13 protein-coding genes and 1 pseudogene are annotated in these 17,614 nt (G+C 57.6%); 9 read left to right on the top strand and 5 right to left on the bottom strand.

Annotated features, from left to right (window positions below; all coding sequences use genetic code 11):
- Positions 1 to 8 precede the first annotated feature (8 nt).
- The gene (locus ACU6TU_RS04705; protein WP_447143420.1) at positions 9 to 767 is read left to right on the top strand and encodes a DeoR/GlpR family DNA-binding transcription regulator; all 759 of its coding nucleotides are present in this window, start codon (positions 9 to 11) and stop codon (positions 765 to 767) included.
- On the opposite strand, the gene pta is transcribed toward ACU6TU_RS04705, so the two are convergent.
- Positions 733 to 2,919, bottom strand: coding sequence for a phosphate acetyltransferase (pta, locus tag ACU6TU_RS04710; protein WP_447143421.1), 2,187 nt, complete (start codon positions 2,917 to 2,919; stop codon positions 733 to 735). The genes ACU6TU_RS04705 and pta overlap by 35 nt on opposite strands.
- A gap of 269 nt (positions 2,920 to 3,188) precedes the next feature.
- Between pta and ACU6TU_RS04715 the strand changes: the two genes are divergently transcribed.
- Positions 3,189 to 4,130, top strand: a complete 942-nt coding sequence (locus tag ACU6TU_RS04715) for an HAD-IIB family hydrolase (protein ID WP_447143422.1) — start codon at positions 3,189 to 3,191, stop codon at positions 4,128 to 4,130.
- Positions 4,127 to 5,353, top strand: coding sequence for a glycosyl transferase (locus tag ACU6TU_RS04720; RefSeq protein ID WP_447143423.1), 1,227 nt, complete (start codon positions 4,127 to 4,129; stop codon positions 5,351 to 5,353). The genes ACU6TU_RS04715 and ACU6TU_RS04720 overlap by 4 nt, the downstream gene beginning before the upstream one ends.
- Positions 5,354 to 5,411: 58 nt before the next feature.
- Here the strand turns inward: ACU6TU_RS04720 and ACU6TU_RS04725 are convergent, their stop codons facing one another.
- Both ACU6TU_RS04725 and ACU6TU_RS04730 read right to left on the bottom strand, forming a co-directional pair.
- Complete coding sequence (locus ACU6TU_RS04725; RefSeq protein WP_447143424.1) at positions 5,412 to 7,181, bottom strand: sugar phosphorylase; 1,770 nt, start codon at positions 7,179 to 7,181, stop codon at positions 5,412 to 5,414.
- Between the two features lie 61 nt (positions 7,182 to 7,242).
- Entirely contained in the window at positions 7,243 to 7,923 is a 681-nt protein-coding gene (locus ACU6TU_RS04730) for a CDP-alcohol phosphatidyltransferase family protein (protein WP_447143425.1), read from the bottom strand.
- 243 nt (positions 7,924 to 8,166) lie between these two features.
- Here ACU6TU_RS04730 and ACU6TU_RS04735 point away from each other — a divergent pair, with 243 nt between their 5' ends.
- The 4 genes and pseudogenes from ACU6TU_RS04735 to ACU6TU_RS04750 all read left to right on the top strand — a co-directional run.
- Positions 8,167 to 9,150, top strand: coding sequence for a zinc-dependent alcohol dehydrogenase (locus tag ACU6TU_RS04735; protein ID WP_447143426.1), 984 nt, complete (start codon positions 8,167 to 8,169; stop codon positions 9,148 to 9,150).
- Between the two features lie 80 nt (positions 9,151 to 9,230).
- Positions 9,231 to 9,629, top strand: a complete 399-nt coding sequence (locus ACU6TU_RS04740; protein WP_447143427.1) for a 6-pyruvoyl trahydropterin synthase family protein — start codon at positions 9,231 to 9,233, stop codon at positions 9,627 to 9,629.
- On the top strand, positions 9,626 to 11,572 hold the full coding sequence (locus ACU6TU_RS04745; RefSeq protein WP_447143428.1) for a glycosyltransferase: 1,947 nt from the start codon (positions 9,626 to 9,628) through the stop codon (positions 11,570 to 11,572). The genes ACU6TU_RS04740 and ACU6TU_RS04745 overlap by 4 nt, the downstream gene beginning before the upstream one ends.
- Positions 11,569 to 12,456 (top strand): annotated as a pseudogene (locus ACU6TU_RS04750) (lysylphosphatidylglycerol synthase transmembrane domain-containing protein); the annotation flags it as partial. The gene ACU6TU_RS04745 and the pseudogene ACU6TU_RS04750, both read left to right, overlap by 4 nt.
- Positions 12,457 to 12,522: 66 nt before the next feature.
- Here ACU6TU_RS04750 and ACU6TU_RS04755 read toward each other — a convergent pair.
- On the bottom strand, positions 12,523 to 13,476 hold the full coding sequence (locus ACU6TU_RS04755; protein ID WP_447144183.1) for a RibD family protein: 954 nt from the start codon (positions 13,474 to 13,476) through the stop codon (positions 12,523 to 12,525).
- On the opposite strand from ACU6TU_RS04755, the gene ribA reads away from it, so the two are divergent.
- Complete coding sequence (ribA, locus tag ACU6TU_RS04760; RefSeq protein WP_447143429.1) at positions 13,468 to 14,562, top strand: GTP cyclohydrolase II; 1,095 nt, start codon at positions 13,468 to 13,470, stop codon at positions 14,560 to 14,562. The genes ACU6TU_RS04755 and ribA overlap by 9 nt on opposite strands.
- A gap of 145 nt (positions 14,563 to 14,707) precedes the next feature.
- A complete protein-coding gene (locus tag ACU6TU_RS04765; RefSeq protein ID WP_447143430.1) occupies positions 14,708 to 15,382 on the top strand; it encodes a TVP38/TMEM64 family protein in 675 nt (224 codons plus the stop codon).
- Here the strand turns inward: ACU6TU_RS04765 and ACU6TU_RS04770 are convergent.
- Positions 15,379 to 17,613, bottom strand: coding sequence for a glycosyltransferase (locus ACU6TU_RS04770; RefSeq protein WP_447143431.1), 2,235 nt, complete (start codon positions 17,611 to 17,613; stop codon positions 15,379 to 15,381). The two genes, ACU6TU_RS04765 and ACU6TU_RS04770, sit on opposite strands and share 4 nt — an antisense overlap.
- Position 17,614: the final 1 nt, after the last annotated feature.

Genomic DNA, 17,614 nt, shown 5'->3' on the forward strand with positions numbered 1-17,614 from the left:
GATCCGTTATGAAGGCACGAGGCGTCGCACGGCTGGAAAAACTGCAGGAGATTCTATGCCAGCAAGGAACGTTGCACCTGCGTGAAGCCGCCAGCTTGTGTGATGTTTCGGAAATGACCATACGGCGTGATCTGGCTCAGCAGGAAGGCGGAGATCGAGAGATCTATCTGCTCGGCGGACGACTATTGCTTAAGGGTCATATGTCAGCCGCTTATGATGTGGCTGAGGAGCAGGCGAGCCGCTATCCGGCCAAACAGGCGCTTTGCCGACGCGTCGTAGCGCATATTCAGGAAGGCGATACCCTGTTCATCGACTGTGGCTCGACCTTGATACCGCTGCTGGGCATGCTGGAAGACTTTCAAGAGCTCACCGTCGTAACCTATGCCCTTAACGTCGCCAACGTGGTGGCAACCTTGAATAATGTGCGTCTGGTACTTCTGGGTGGCCTATATTACGCGGCGTCACAGTCTTTTGGCAGCGACCAGATAGCCGCGAGTATTGAAGGGCTCGGCATCAACAAAGCCTTGATTTCGGCCGCCGGGATTGATGCCCAGCGCGGGGTCAGCTGCTTTCATTTCCACGAAGTTAGTCCCAAACGTGCGGCGATTGCGACGGCCATGCAGTCCTGGTTGGTGGCAGATGCCAGCAAGCTTGGGGTCGTACGCCCGGCTTATTTTGCCATGCTGGATGAATTTGATGCGGTGTTCACCGACCCTCCGGGCATCGCGGCGGTTAGCCTTCCCGCTGGCTCGCCTGAATTGCGGTAAGCGCAATGGTATAGACAATGTCGTCTACCAGGGCACCGCGGGAAAGATCGTTAACCGGCTTGTTCAACCCCTGCAGCATGGGGCCGACACTCACCACCCGGGCGCTGCGCTGAACGGCCTTGTAGGTGGTGTTGCCGGTATTCAGATCCGGGAAGATAAACACCGTGGCCTGACCGGCCACGGGGGAGTCCGGTGCCTTCTGCCGACCAACGCTTTCAATCGCAGCGGCGTCGTACTGTAACGGCCCATCAATGATCAGATGAGGTGCGCGTTCCTTGGCAAGGCGCGTGGCTTCGCGGACTTTGTCGACATCGGCGCCTGTGCCGGAATCCCCGGTGGAGTAACTGATCATGGCCACGCGTGGCTCAATGCCGAAGGCTTCAGCAGAGTGGGCGCTCTGGATAGCAATTTCGGCCAGCGTCTGGGCATCCGGGTCCGGATTGACAGCGCAGTCACCGTAGATCACCACCTGCTCGGGCAGCAGCATAAAGAAGATTGATGATACCTGCTGGTACGCTGGCGCGGTCTTGATCAGCTGAAAGGCGGGACGCACGGTGTTGGCGGTGGTGTGAACAGCGCCGGACACCAGACCATCGACTTCGCCTAACTGCAGCATCATGGTGCCCAGCACCACGTTATCGTGCAGTTGGGCATCAGCGGTCAGGTCGTTAAGCTTGCCGCGCCGCAGCGCTACCATGGGCGCTATATAGCGCTCGCGGATACGTTTCGGGTCGGTGATGGTCAATGATTCTGGCAGAGACAGGCCACGGTGATGGGCAAGGGTTTCAATCTCGTCGCGGTTACCCAGCAGGACACAGTCAGCAATGCCGCGCCGCTGGCAGATAATCGCCGCCTCAATGGTGCGTGGCTCGTTGCCCTCCGGCAGGACAATGCGTTTTTTCACCTGCATGGCCCGTTTGACCAGCTGATGGCGAAAAGCCGACGGCGACAGGCGGCGTGTGTAGCCTCGGCTGACATGATTCTTTAGCCATTCCAGGTCGATATGAGCGGCAACAAAACGGGCCACCCGCTCTGCACGCTCGAAGTCATCCATGGGAATTTCGTGACTCAACTGACTGAGGTGTGTGGCCGTTGTCAAGCTGTCGGTATCGACGGCCAGCACCGGCAGGCCGGTTGCCAGCGCCGGGCGGCAGATATCAATCATGCTGTCATTGGGCATATACCCATTAGTGAGCAATACACCTGCCAGACGCGTGCCATTCATGGTGGCCAAGGCGGAGGCCAGCACCACGTCATCACGGTCACCCGGCGTAACAATCAGGCTGCCGGGCTTGAAGATATGCAGTGCATTGGCGGCGCTTCGCGCACACAGGCTGGTGGCCAGCACTCGGCGCTGACTGGCCTCGCCTTCATTTAAAAGACGTGCCTTGAGCGCTCGGGCGACATCCAGGGTGCGCGGGGCACTGAGCGCCTTGCTGTAGGGCACTACGCCGATAAAATGAAACCGTTCGGTGGCCAGCGAGGGCGAATAGCGGCGTAGCTCCTCAAGAACAGCGTCATCAAGCTTGGGTTTGATGGTGCCGGGAGCGGCCGAGAGGTCGTCGTCCTCCGAACCGTAGGGCAGGTTGCGCATGCGCATCAGAATGCAGCCCAACGTGCGGTCGGAGCGGGTGCCGCCGAAGCTTCTGGCATGCATATCCAGTTCTTCCGCCAACGCCTGGGGGGCTTCCAGGTCGCCGGTACCCACCAGAATAATGCGGGCATTAAGGGCATGCGCCAACTGGGCGTTGATCTGGGTGGCGTAGGTTGTATGTGAGGTGGGAACCACACCTTCGGCGACGATCAGGTCCAGTGTCAGCGCATCGCGCTGCGCCTGCTGGGTGACCTGTTCCAGGCGTTCGATGACGTTTTCCATCAGCTCATCAAGGTGGTCATCGCGTAGCAGATGCTCGAGATGCGCCTGAGAAATCGGTGCCGGAGGCTGCACATTGAGCGTCCGTGATACCAGTGCCGTCGAACGATCCTGCCCAGGACCATTCAGTTCATCCTGCATAAAGGGTTTCAGAAACCCGGCTTTGAGGCCGATGGTGTCCAGGGCCTGAATCAGCCCCAGACAGGCGGACGTTAACCCCGCACCTTCACCGGTGGGTACCAGCAGAATGGTTTGCGGCTGATCACTGGAGGTGTTCATGTAAGGCTCCGGGCAGTGTGGTTCGGCATTGAGGCATCAGGTTAGCATGCTGCGCTGCAAAATCGCAGGTCATCATGACCGCTCTATGATGATGGGTGTTCAGGCTGCACGATTCTGGTGCGTTATCGGTCAGTGCTGGCATGACGTGCCCTGTTACAGGGCGCATCAGGAGGAATCGGCCTTCAGTAGACGACCGGATGGAAAGCGTCATACCTTGAGTTGGCATGCAATGTGCAGAACCTGAACAGAATTCTTTTTTCAGGTGGTCTATGTCTTCGCAATCTGATTTGAGTCCGCATGATACGGCCACCCGATCAAGGGTGCTGTTTACTGATCTGGATGGTTCCTTGCTGGACCATCATTCCTACGACTGGACGCCAGCGGCTGAGTGGCTTGTGCAGCTAAAGCAGTTGGGTATTCCGGTGATCCCCGTTACCAGTAAAACGCGCAGCGAACTGCTGGGGCTGCGCCAATCGCTGGGGCTTGAGCATGTCCCCTTTATTGCTGAAAACGGGGCTGTGGTGGGGTTGCCGCCAAGCTGGTGTCACTCGGGCCTTGAGCGTCAGGTAGGTAGCGATGGACTGGTGATCAAGACGCTGGGCGTGGACATCGGTTTTATCCGCCAGCGCCTGCGTGTCTGGCGAGAGCGCCTGAAAGACAATACCGGTGTGCGTTTTACCGCCATGAGTGAAATGACCCTAGATGACCTGTGTGCCTTTACCAGTCTGAGCGACCCACAGGCGCGCCTGGCAAGGATGCGTGAAGGCAGTGAACCGCTGGTCTGGGAAGGCGATGACGAAGGGCTTGAGGTGTTTCGTGCAAGCCTTTCGGGTGATGACCTGCAGCTGGTACAGGGCGGGCGCTTCTGGCATGTCACCGGTGAATCCCATAAAGGCAATGCAGTAAGTTGGATGATCGAACGCTATGCCGCCTTGCGCGGAGTTACGCCGTTGACGCTGGCACTGGGGGATGGCCCCAATGACATCGCCATGCTGGAAGCGGTGGACCAGGCCGTCGTGATCCGGGGGTGTCATGGGCTCGATGTTACGCCCCGGCAGGCTGCGCTTTATCGTTCGCAGGCCGCAGGGCCACAAGGCTGGGCCGAGGGGGTGGCTTACTGGTGGGGGCGAGCTGACCGCCGGGTAACACCGGCGGTGACGGGGCCATTAACGCAAATGCAGGAACTGGCGCAGGAAGAGGTGATGTCATGAGCGATTTTCATCAGAACGGTATCATCACTGATTTTCATAATCTGACCCGTCGTTCGGTGGAGTCGCTGGAATCAGACCTGGTGCAGTTTTCTCGGCGGCGTCCGATGAGCCTGATATTGCCGTCGCTTTACTCGGAACTCGAAGGGCCGGCCCTGCAGCATATTGTTGATGAAATTGCCTGCGTTCCGTACCTGTCCGAGGTGGTGATTGGTCTTGATCAGGCAGACCGGGACCAGTTTCATCATGCCCGTGAGTTTTTTGCGCGCCTGCCCCAGCATCATCGTATCCTGTGGAATGACGGCCCTCGGCTGCGTGCATTGGATGCCGAGCTGGAAGCGCAGGGGTTATCTCCCCAACAGCCTGGCAAGGGGCGCAATGTGTGGTTCTGCGCCGGTTTTGTGCAGGCTTCAGGGCGAAGTGCGGTGGTAGGGCTTCATGACTGCGACATCCTGACCTATGACCGGAGCTTGCTGGCACGGCTGTTCTACCCCGTCGCGCACCCGCATTTCAATTATGAATTCTGCAAAGGCTATTACCCGCGTATTGCCGAAGGCAAACTTAATGGCCGGGTTTCCCGCCTGATGGTCACGCCACTGCTGCGTGCACTGAAACAGATCCATGGCCCTTTGCCTTACCTGGACTACCTCGACAGCTATCGCTATGCGTTATCCGGGGAGTTCTCCATGCGTTCCGAAGTGCTCGATGGCATTCGTATTCCTGCCGACTGGGGGCTGGAAATTGGCGTTCTATCGGAAGTGCACCGTAACTATTCAACCAACCGGCTGTGCCAGGTCGATTTGGCCGATGCCTACGATCACAAGCATCAACCGGTCTCGGCAGAGGACGCCTCTGGCGGGCTTAACCGCATGAGCCTGGACATCGCCAAAGCCCTTTATCGCAAGCTGGCGACCCAGGGCGTGACTTTCAGCGCCGAAGGATTTCGTACCCTCAAAGCCACTTATTACCGCCTGGCGCTGGACCTGATTGAAGCCTACGACCACGATGCGGTGATGAATGGGCTGAGTCTTGACCGGCACGCCGAAGAACGCGCGGTTGAACTGTTTGCGGCTAACCTGCTGGAAGCCGGTAATGCTTTTCTGGATAACCCTGGCGAGCGGCCGTTCATACCCAGCTGGAACCGGGTGCGTGCCGCTATCCCTGATCTGCCAGCACGCATGTACGCGGCAGTTGAAGCAGATAACGACACGTCACAAACCCTCTGAACCCTTTGTGAGCGATAGTGGCAGGCCCCGGAACAACTCTGTCCGATCACTCGCATTTTTATTCTTCTGCCACCAGCCACACCACACCGTAAGGAGGGAGTGGCTGGTCGGCCTGCCAGGCTTCACACGCCACGATATCCTGCCAAGCGTGCGTGTCTAACCACTGGTTCAGCGCATCAAGGGGTTGGGGAGTATCGGTCACATTGTGAATTGCCACTAGGCGGCGGCCGTTATCTAAAGGCCCACGCTGAAAGGCTAATAGAGTGGCCGGTGTATCCAGTACGCACTGCCCGGCATCAGGGTGAAAGCAGGGCTCCTGGCGGCGAACGGCCAGCATCTTTTTGAGGGCGGCAAAGGTGTCGTAGGTAGTGGTGCTGGTGGTTGCCAACAGGCGCTCCAGCTCATCGCGCTGCCAGCGGCGACGGTTGATGGAGCGTAAGCGTCCACTGCGTTCCACAACTTCCAGGTCATTCAGTGTGCCAGTCAGGGTGTGGATGTAGACAGCGGGAATGCCCTGTAAGCCAAGCATCAGCTGCTGACCGCACAGAAAGCGTGGCACCTGCCAGTGGTCAGGTCCTCGCCGCGTGCCTTTCATGGCATCAAACCAGGTGATATTGATTTCATAAGGGCTGTCGCTGCCATCTGGCTGGCGGCGCATGCTGACAAAACCACCAAAACGGTGCATCAGCTCGGTGAGAGCCTCAACCTCATGAAGTTCCAGCCAGCCTTCCAGCGGCCTAACGCCGATACCGTCATGACTGGCCGTAAAGTTAAGAAAGCCGCATCCTGGCGGCAATTCCGGCAGGCTTTTCAGCCAGCGGGCCAGAGTGCCAGCTTCGCCGCTGGTCAAGCTATGCAGCAGCAGTGGCGGGAGCGGGAACTGATAAACCAGATGGGCTTCATCCGGCGGCGTCCCAGGAGTAACACGCTCCAGGCCAAAATAACTGATGTTTTCTGCATGTGGCACATTGGTTTCGGTGAGCAGCAGCGTGCCGGGTGCTACATGGTCAACCACGGAACGCAGCAGACGAACCACTTCATGGGTTTCCGGTAAGTGAATGCAGGTGGTACCGACCTTTTTCCAAAGGTAGGCGATAGCATCCAGGCGGATTACCCGCGCGCCTTGCTGTAAATAGAACAGCAGGATACCGATGAACTCCAGCAGGATATCCGGGTTTTCAAAGTTCAGATCAATCTGATCATCGGAAAACGTCGCCCATAAATAGCGCGTGCCTCGCCGGGTGGCCACCGGCACCAGTAGGGGCGAGCTGCGTGGGCGAACCACGTCCGAAAGGTCGGTTTCCGGGTCCATTTCGATAAAATAATCGCGCCCCGGCTGGCTGCCGGTCAGGTAATCCACAAACCACAAGGATTCCCGCGATACATGATTGAGCACCAGATCCACCGCCAGGTCGCCGTAATCCGCCAACTCACGTACCTGTGGCCAGTCCCCCAGGTCCGGGTCAACCTCACGGTAGTGAATCACCGAGAAGCCATCGTCGCTGCTCCAGGGGAAAAACGGCAGTAAGTGAACGCCACTGAAGGAATCCGACAGATGCGTCTTGAGAAAATCAGCCAGCACGGTCAGGGGTGTGTCTTCACCATCCAACAGGCTGTTGCCATAGCTGATCAGCCATTGGTCTTTTTCGCTCCATAATGGGGCTTCCATGGTACCGGAAGGCTCAGGTGCCTGATGCTTCAACAAGGTGAGCAAACGTCGCAGCACTTCATCGGCGCGTGGACCATAGAGCTTGTCCAAGTGTGCTTTCGCGCGCTGATGGAAGGCTGACGCGTCCAGCGGCGTGGTGTGGGAAGGGGTAAATGGCATCAAGGCGCGGCTCCCGCGTGGCTGAGGGTGATTGTCATCATGCAGGGAATGTGCCAAACCGTTATGAACGATGGCGCTGCTGGTAAAGCCAGAAGGTATCCACGCTAAACGAGTACACCAGCAGTACCAGGGCGCTAAGGGCCAGCAGCTGGGTTGCGACGTCTGCCGTCCAGGGCGTTAAGGCGAGCAACAAAGCCGCAATTTGCCAGACGCATACCGTTTTACGCCGCAAGCTATCGAACAGTGCCTTCTGCAACCAGGGGTAACGCCAGCCAGCCGCCACAAAGGCGTAACGCATCGCCCCGATCAGCAATACCCACGGGCCGACTGACGTCTTGAGTATCAGCCCTAGACACAGTAATACGATTAATAAGGCGTCCAGCTCCATATCAAAACGCGCCCCAAAAGCCGTCTGTGAATGGGTACGCCGGGCGACCCAGCCATCCACGCCGTCCAGCAGCAGTGCCACCAGTGCCACGCCTAGCCACTGCCAGTAGCCCAGGGGCGAAAGGGGCATCCACAGCCCCGCCGCGATGACAGCAATTAACACGCCGCGCAGCAGTGTCACACGATTTGCCCAACCGAGCGGCCCGTGTTGCCAGAAGATCAACACCAGCGCCGCGATCAGTAAGTAGGTCGCTGTGGCAACGCCCCAGGCAAGCGTAGAGACAAAAACCGAAGGCAAGGCAACGCCTGCCAGCAGCAGTAAAAATCCGCCCCAGACAAGTTCGGACAGTGTCACGAGTTGCCTGATGAGACGGCTGGAACGCTGTGTTCTGGGATGAATGATTATGGTGACCTCCCTGGCATTGTCTGGCGGGGTTCGGTTAGCGTAGCCAGCCGATATCAAGCTTTAATCGCAACAGAAATGTTGTCAAATGTGCAAAGTGGTGCAAAGCTGTCAGTATGTAACATTCTTGTAGAAGAACGAAGGATTGTCGAGAGTCGGCTTTCTATTCTACCTCAACAACAGAGATGACGACGTATGGCACATCGTCTAGCAACAGCGTTCTGGCTGACGACCCCTGGGGTCGGTGAACTCCATGAAGAGCGCTTGCCACCCTTGGTGCGTGGCGAGCAGGGCAATGTCGAGGTTCGGGCGCTGTACAGTGGTATTAGCCGGGGGACGGAAGCGCTGGTTTTTCATGGCCGCGTGCCTGCCTCCGAGCATCAGCGAATGCGGGCGCCTTTTCAGCAGGGCGATTTCCCCGCACCGTTGAAATATGGCTACAGCAGTGTCGGGAAAGTGGTGGATGGCCCGGAAGTCTTGATCGGCCATACCGTTTTCTGCCTGTATCCCCATCAGGATCGTTACTGTGTGCCCACTGAGGCCGTGCAGACGCTGCCCAAGAATACGCCTCCTGCGCGAGCGGTGCTGGCAGCAAATATGGAAACCGCCATCAACGGTGTCTGGGATGCCAATCCGTTACCCGGTGAGCGTATCAGCATTATTGGTGCTGGTGTTGTCGGTGCATTGGTGGCCTATCTGTGCCAACGCATTGTTGGGACAGAGGTGCAGCTGATTGACATCAACCCGGCGCGTGAATCCCTGGCCAAGGATCTGGGTGTTGCGTTCTGCCTGCCCGAGCAGGCGCAAAGCGATCAGGACCTGGTGATTCACGCCAGTGGCCACGCGGATGGGATTGCGCTGGCACTTGAACTGGCGGGGATGGAAGGGCGCATCATCGAAATGAGCTGGTTCGGCGAAGGCAAGGTGGCGCTGCCCCTAGGTGGTGCGTTTCACTCCCGCCGATTGACCCTGCGTGCCAGTCAGGTGGGGCAACTGCCCGTTCACCAGCAGCCGCGCTGGAATTACGCGCGTCGCCTGGCGCTGGCATTGCGTCTGCTGGGTGACCCAAAACTGGATGCCCTGATCAGCGGTGAATCTTCCTTTGAGCAATTGCCCCAGATAGCGCCAACGATATTCGCCGCTGACAGTCAGACCTTATGCCACCGAGTGGTTTACTGAGTTTTAACATTAAGCGTCATTGATAGAGCGTTATTGATAGAGCGTTATTAATGAAAGTGCCATTAACAAAAGGAGAGGCCATGTACCGCCTAAGTGTCCGCGATCATCTGATGATTGCCCATAGTTTCAAGGGAGAGGTATTCGGCCCCGCACAACAGATGCATGGGGCAACCTATGTGGTGGATGTGGCCTTCCAGCGTTCGGCGCTGGATAGCGATAATCTGGTGATTGATATTGGTCTGGCAAGTGATGCCCTGAAAGCGATTCTGGCCAATTACAACTACCGCAACCTGGATGAGGTGGATGAGCTTGCTGGCCAGAATACCACCACCGAATTTATGGCCCGGATCATTTTTGATCGTCTGGCGTCGGCTATCAATGCGGGCACGTTGGGGGAGACAGCTAAGGGTATTGAGCGAATCGAGGTCAAACTTAACGAATCGCATATTGCCTGGGCCAGTTACGAGGGGGCGCTGTGAGTCAGCGTTTCACATTGATGGTGGCAGGGTCGCCGGATCAGCGGACCGGCGGCTACCTTTATGATGCACAGATAGTGGCGCATCTACGTGAGCAAGGCTGGGTGATTGACGTCGTCGGCCTGCAAGGCCAGTTTCCAGAAGCAGACGATAACGCTCGCCACGCCCTGGAAACAGCGCTTGCCCGCTTGCCGGAGCAGGCCTGGGTGGTGATTGATGGGCTCGTCATGGGCGCGTTGCCGGAGGTTATCAAGCGTCATCAGGCGCGGCTGGCGATCACCGCCCTGGTTCATCATCCCCTGGGTGATGAACGTGGCCTGAGTCACACCAGCCAGGCGCGGTTTCATCGCCTTGAAATGCAGGCCCTGGCGGCGGTTTCCGGCATTGTCGTTACCAGCGCCTTTACTCAGCGGCGCTTGCGCGAGCTGGCGGTGAATCATCATGTGTCACTGCCCAGCATTCGTGTGGTGGAGCCCGGCGTGGCGTCTGAACTGCTGTCGGCATCGCCAGACCCGGCGCGACTAAACCGATTGCCAGCCTCAGCGACGATAAAGCTCCTCTGCGTGGCGACCCTCACCCCTCGCAAGGGGCAGGATCTGTTGGTGCAGGCGTTGAGCCGTCTTAAACCGTTGGATTGGCAATGCCACTGTTACGGTAGCCTTGAGCGTGATGAGGATTTTGCTGCCCAGGTAGCGGGTCTTATTCACCAGCACGGGATGGAAACGCGCGTTTTACTGCCGGGCGAGTGTGATCAGGCCCTGCTGGACGCTGCTTATCAGGTGGCAGACGTTCTGGTGCTGCCTTCCTGGTACGAAGGCTATGGCATGGTGGTCAGTGAAGCACTTGCTCACGGCCTGCCGGTGATTACCACTACCGGTGGGGCGCTGGAGGATACCTTGCCGGAAGGCGCAGGGTTGGCCGTACCGCCGGGCGATATTGACGCCCTAAGTGGGGCCATTGAACGCTTTCTCACCGAACCTGACCTGCGTGAACAGTTAACCCGTGGTGCTCAGGCGGCCCGCCAGCAGCTGGCAAGCTGGCAAGAAGCTTCCCAGGCGTTTGCCAATGCCCTGGCCATGCCCGCTGGGAGTCGGTTCGAGGCGGATTGGCTTGCACTGCGTGAGCCGCTGGATGTAGAAGCTCGCAGCCAGCGCCTGGTTGGCTTTGCCGCTGACTGGCTCAAAGTAAACAGTTCTGCCCCACGGCTGGTTGATCTGGGCTGTGGCCGAGGGAGTAACCTGTGTTTTCTGGCGCGCCGTTTGCCGGGGCCTCAGCACTGGCGTCTGGTCGATCATGATGCCCAACTGTTACTCCAGGCTCGCCAACGCGGCGGTATGTTGCGTGATGCCAGTGGCGAGCCGATAACACTGCAGACTGAGTGCTTTTCCCTGAGTGAATTAACGGCCCGCTGGCCTGCGGACGCGAATCTGATCACGGCGTCGGCGCTGATGGATCTGGTCTCACAGGATTGGATCGAGCAACTGGTAGAGGGCTGTGGGACCCATCAGCAAGCGCTGTTGGTGGCTCTGAGCGTCACCGGTGAATGGTTCCTGACCAACGCCCATGGCGACCCTTGTCAGCAGCCTGACGATGAGGCCATTCATGCCCTTTTTGTTGCCCATCAGCAGCGCGACAAAGGTCTGGGAGCGGCGCTTGGCGGTCAGGCGCATCACGCCTTGGTGTCACAGCTTCGTCAGGCGGGCTTTACGGTTGAGGAAGCCAGCACGCCCTGGCAGTTGAAGGCGAATCATGACGCCCACCGGCCGCTTCTCTGTCAGTTGATTCAGGGCTGGGCAGAGGCTGCCCGAGAGCAGGCACCCGAAGAAAGTGAACGTATTGAGGCCTGGTGCGTACGCCGGTTGAATGATGTGAACACCGGTCAAGTGGGGGCTCGTGTGATGCATCGCGACCTGTTCGCAGCGCCTCCGGCGGTTAAAGTCCGATGATCCGCCGTCCGGGCATATTGCGTCTGGCCGTCAGCCTCCTTGTGTTGCTGGCGGTCGGGCTATGGCTGGACCCTGCGGCGGTGATCAATGAAGTACGTGGGTTGTCATTGCCCTGGCTGGCGCTTGGGCTTGCCATCAGCGTGATACAGATGATGCTGTGCGCCTGGCGTTGGCGGCTAACCGCGGGGTTGATCGGCGTGCCGCTGCGCTTTCGCTATGCGCTGGGTGAATATTATCTGGCTCAGTTTATCAATCAGGTATTGCCGGGCGGCGTGCTGGGAGATGCCGGACGCGCCTTGCGCCATGCCCATCAGACACCCGCTGCCAAAGGCAGTGCCTGGCGGGCCGTTATCATCGAGCGCGCCTCCGGGCAGTTGGCAGTGGCCCTGTTAACGGCGTTGGCGCTGGTCAGCTCCCCGTTGTGGCATGCCGCTCTAGGGGTAAGTGGCTACCTGCTGTTGGTGATTATCCTGGCGGCTGGCGCTGTGTTGCTGTGGAGCTCGCTGCGTTTTACCGCTTCGCTTCGTCAGCGCTTGCCGGGGCTTGCCCGCGGGCTTAACTGGGTTGCGCCACTTAAACAGGATATTCAACGCGGCTTGTTACAGCGTCGCGTTTGGGGGTGGCAGCTCGCCACGTCGCTACTGGTCGTTTTCAGCTATGCGCTGGTGATGCTGTGTGCGGCCCGCGCGATCGGTGTTGCGCTTCCCGCCAGTGCGCTGTTGGCGCTGGCGCCCGCCTTGCTGCTGGCCATGCTGGTGCCACTGACAGTAGCAGGCTGGGGCGTACGTGAAGGCACGGCGGCTAGCGTCTGGGCTTGGGTAGGATTGGCCCCCAGCCAGGGCGTTGCGGTCTCTCTGGCTTATGGTCTGGTGGTGCTTATGGCGACCTTGCCAGGGCTGGTGATAGCGCTGAAACGCCGTGGTCAGGCCGCTCCAAACCCTTCGGGAGGCTCAGGCGCGACCCAGGTCAAGCTCGAAGAGGGTGTCATCGCCGAGCGTGAAACGTCTTGTCGGCGGGCGCAGCGCCGTGTCGAGGGTATCGATCGGTGTCATCTGCAGGCCGGGTCGTCCGGAGCCGATCAGCAGCGGGGCCACCAGCAGGTGCAGGTGGTCAATACAGCCCGTTTCGATGAACCGGGATACCGTAATGCCGCCACCTTCCACCAGGATGCGTCGATGACCGAGATGGCCAAGCGTTTCGATCACCGCCCGTGGCGCGAACTGCCCATTGGCATTGACCGCCAGTCTGTGGCGGCTGACGTGAGCGGGGGCAGCGGGCAGTTCCACTTCGTTACCCACCAGGTGCAGGGTTGGCGCACTGCCATCACTCAGCAAGGCCAGGCTGGCAGGCACTCTGCCACGCGGGTCGAGTATCACCCGCAAGGGGTGGTCACCGCTGACGTGCCTGACGGTGAGGCGCGGATTATCTGCACAGGCCGTTCCCGCGCCAATCACGACCGCATCGCACATGGCCCGCAAACGGTGCAGGTGAACCAGGCTTTCCTGGCCATTGATGTAATGAGAGTGCCCACTTTCGGTAGCAATCCGGCCATCAAGGCTTTGCCCAAGCTGGGCCACCACCCAGGGCATCGGGTTCGCCCGCGGTACCCAGCAGTCGAGCAGTTCGCGGGCGTCCGGCGTTACCGGGCAGGTACTTTGCCAGCGGCCATCCGCGTTGACCGACAGCGGACCTGGAGGCGCGCTGTCGGTCTGGCGCCTCGTCAAAAGCCACTGCCACGCTATATCGGGCGTTACAGCGTCCCACGAGTTGACCGATTTACCCGAATCATTAGCAGGCATAGCGCCTCCATACAGAACAAGTCGCCTTATCATGCGGTGGTGCCTAACCCCATGCAAGCACGGCCTATCCCTTGAGCCATCATTGAGGAAGTCATTATGTATCATATTGAACGCGCCATTTTTGATCTTCGTCGAGGGCTGCCGGTTGTCATTGTGACACCCCAGCGGCGTCTGCTGGTCCAGGCACTGGAAAACAGTGAATCGTTACATGAACTGGCCGCACTGGCGGGTTCCCGCCCGGCGATGGTGTTGACTCGCCACCGCCTGGCAGCGCTCGGGCATTCGATCAGCGCGGAGGCGGCTATTCTGCCGCTGAGCTGCGATACGGGTGCCACTGACTTGTATCGGCTAGCGGTAGACAGACATTCCGCAAAGCCGTTGCCTCTGAGTGGCCTGATGCCAGCAGGGCCCGGCGAACGCGGTGCCCTGGCGCTGATGCGGCGAGCATTGTTGCTACCGGCAGCGCTTTGCGCCGATATTGCCAGTGAACAGGACGCTGACATCGACAGACGGCTGGCAAGTGGCGAGCTGTTAAGCCTCGGCGCGGACGATGCGCAACGGGCGATTCATGGCGCGCCGGGCATGCTAAAGCGGGTCAGCGAGGCGGAAATTCCGCTGGAAACTGCCCAGCAATCGCGTTTTGTTCTGTTCCGCGAGCCGGATGGCATGCGCGAACACGTGGCGGTAATGATTGGTGACGTCGAAGGCAGTCGTGAAGCCGTACCGGTGCGCCTGCACTCCGCTTGCCTGACCGGCGACCTGTTTGGCAGCCTGCGCTGTGACTGTGGGGAACAGTTGCGCAATGCCGTGGCAGACATCAACGATATGGGTGGCGGCGTGCTGCTTTACCTTGCTCAGGAAGGTCGGGGCATCGGCCTGGCCAACAAGCTGCGAGCCTACACGCTGCAGGATGAAGGCCTGGATACCGTGGATGCCGACCAGGTGCTGGGCTTTGGCGATGATGAGCGCCAGTACAGCGTCGCCGTGGATATGCTGCGTTCACTGGGCATTCACCAGATTCAGCTTCTGACCAACAACCCACTAAAAGTTGCGGCCCTGCGTGACGGCGGTATTGATATTGTGTCGCGCCAGGCGCTCTACGGCAGCGTCAACGACCACAACCAGCGCTACCTGATGGCCAAGGCAAACCGTGCGGGGCATTACCTGCAGGATGTATTGACAAACCGTTGATCAAAAAAAACATGATAACATTCGGTAGTGACCGCAATGCCTGTTACAGAAAGAGTGGCAGGTGAGGTCGCTGGAATTGTTGTAAACCCAGGCGGGCGTACTTATGGCTCCTGCGTATTGATTAATTTGGCTGGATGCCTACCTGATGTCTCGTTCTCTATGGGTTGTTTTGGGTTTGCTGGTTGCCTTGGTCGTGATGGCGATGTTCTGGCAGTGGCTTTCCATGCAGGATGTATTAACGGTCAACACTCTCAAACAGTGGCTGTCTGAATCTCCTGAGTGGCGCAACAGCCCCTGGATTATTCCGGCCATCATGGCAGGTTATGTGCTGGGCTTGCTGGTGATGTTTCCGCTGACGATTCTAGTGGCCGTTACCGGGTTGGTGTTTGGCCCGTTATGGGGATTTCTGTTTGCGACTGCAGGAACGCTTGCGTCATCAGTAGTCTCCTACTGGGTGGGAAGAAGGCTGGGTCGCGAGGCGCTGATGAACTATGGAGGGCGTCATCTTAAGGGAATGTCGCGATATTTGGCGCATCGCGGAATTCGTACCATGACGGTCATCAATCTGTTGCCTTTGGCCCCCTTTACATTGACCAATATGATGGCGGGCGCTTTTCATCTACGTTTTCGTGATTACATGCTCGGCTCAACTCTGGGCATTGTACCAGGCCTTGCGGCGGTTACCTTATTGGGCAGTCAGCTGGGTGCGCTGATAGCGGCTGATGGCCATAAAGAACTACTTTGGTCGCTGTTTGGGCTGGCCATCGGAGGGGTGTTACTTGTGATATTGCGTCAATACTCTCAACGCAAGCGCCATTAACGGCGCCAGCGTCGGCCACTGTGATACTGTGCCAAGAGAAAGGCATAGAAACCATGAACATGCTGAGCAAAGGCGTTGACATCGTGCTCGTCGGCAAAGGTTTTTGCTTGCTGGCCAAGTGTGTGACGAAGATCCGGGTCTTCCATGAGTGCTTGCACACGTTCTCCCCAGGTCTGGCGGTTTTCAGGCGTCTTATACCCGTTGTGGCCTTCCACAATGACATCATCAATACCACTGGAGCGAACGGCGACAACGGGGAGGCCGGCGGCCATGGCCTCAAGAATGACCATGCCTTGCGTTTCCGATTTTGACGCGAAAACAAACAGATCGCCCATGTGATAGTAAAGTGCCATGTCTTCCGGCGGTACCGCGCCAACCAGTTCAACATTTTCTGTGAGTTCCAGAGACTCAATACGTGCCTGGATATGCTCACGAGCGGGCCCGTCACCCACCAGTAATAGCCGAAATGGCAGATCCATGCGCTGGCGTAAGTCGGCTAATGCTTCGAGCATGAACTCAATATTTTTTTCCTTGCTGATCCTTGAAACGCTCACCAGCACGATTTCGTTATCGGTAATACGATGGGTCTGACGCCGTTCAATAAGGCGGCTTTCATCGACCTTCCCGAAGCGCGCAACGTCGATGCCTGTGGGTTGTACCAGCGTATTGGTCGTCACTCCAATAACACGTAGATATTCCTCTGCAGAATGCGTCGGTACTATCACCCCCTGGCAACGGTTGGAAAACCGCCGGATCAGGTAGTGAGAGATAAGGTTGCGGAACAGCAAACCAGGTAACGGCACAAAGTGGGAGTAGTGCTCCAGGCGTGTGTGGTAGGTATACACCACAGGAATCTTGAGCCGCCTACCCATGAAAAGCCCCAGTGACCCCAGCCAGAAGGGGTGATGAACATGGATGATATCCGGTTTGAACGCCAGGAGACGGCGATGCAGCCTTAATAAAAATGGGTTCGATAAACGAAATTCGCCCTTTTCGCCAAAAGACATCAAGGTAGTGGCCCGTTCGATATCATCGTCATCCTGGCCTGGCTCACGATAATGTGGCACGAACAGTAATACCTGGTCGCCCAGCTCGTTCAGGCCGCGACGCAAACGGTCTACTGACACCGTTACGCCAGAAACAAAAGGGAAGTAGTTGTTGGAATACATGCCGATCCGTAGCTTACGGTCAAGGTAAGGGCTCGGGTCAACGTCAAAGTCGGGGTAATAGTCCCGCTCTTCCGTAATTAACCGATGGAGATGGAAGGCCAGTAGCATCAATGCGCTGATGATGAGCAGAAAACGTAGATAGCTGACATAGAAAAATGAGTAAATCGCGCCCCATAGGCTATCCAGCGTTTTCTGCCAGGCCGATAGCGTGACATCCAGTGGTACGGGCTCAATCAGAATCCTGTCTTCTGTTACCGCAACATCGACAAAATGGTGAAAGCTAGATCCGCTATCAACAACCAGCCCTCCCGCACCTCCAGTTGTCACATATTCGACGCCATGACTTTCAAGTCTCGAAAAAAGCGTCAGGTTTGCCGAAAACACGACATCAACATCGTACTGTTCAAATAAGCGGATCAGGCCGTGGCGAAAGACGGGCGACTCAAGATAGTGATCGGATTCGAAAGCGGGTGTGTCTTCTAGTTCGTAATGCACCGGCAAACCAATGAAAACAAAACGGTGCGATGCCTGGGAGGCGTTGAGTTCGCGCTCCAGCCAGTTGAGTTGCCAGGAATAGGAGGACTTTCCGGTACCATCAAGAAACAGGAAGTGAGCATCCTTGGTGACAAAGGAAAAGAAATGTGGCCCGAACTGCTCATAAAAACGGAAACTACCAAAGTCGCTTTCCTCGTTATCACCAAAGGTCAGTAAATAGGGCACCTTTAAACGACTGAATATCCGGTTAACCAAACGGTAACTCTCTTCCTGGCCGCCGGAGACAGCGTTACCGGCAGAAATGACAAAATCATAATTTTGTTGATTGATTTCAGGAATGATTTCGTTCTGAAAGATTCGTACCGAATTATTGACATTGCCGACGACAGCAAATCGGAAGCGATCACGATCTTCGAGAATGCTGTGAATTTTATCGACCTGATCAGCATGAATCGAGGTAACTTCAGGATCCGTCAGGTGTAAATAAAATTGATAGGTTACCAACCCGCATAGCAAAAACAGATTCGCCAGGTAGATAAGCCGCAGCCAGATATTTTTCTTTCGCATT

This window comes from Halomonas sp. LS-001, from assembly GCF_052983955.1.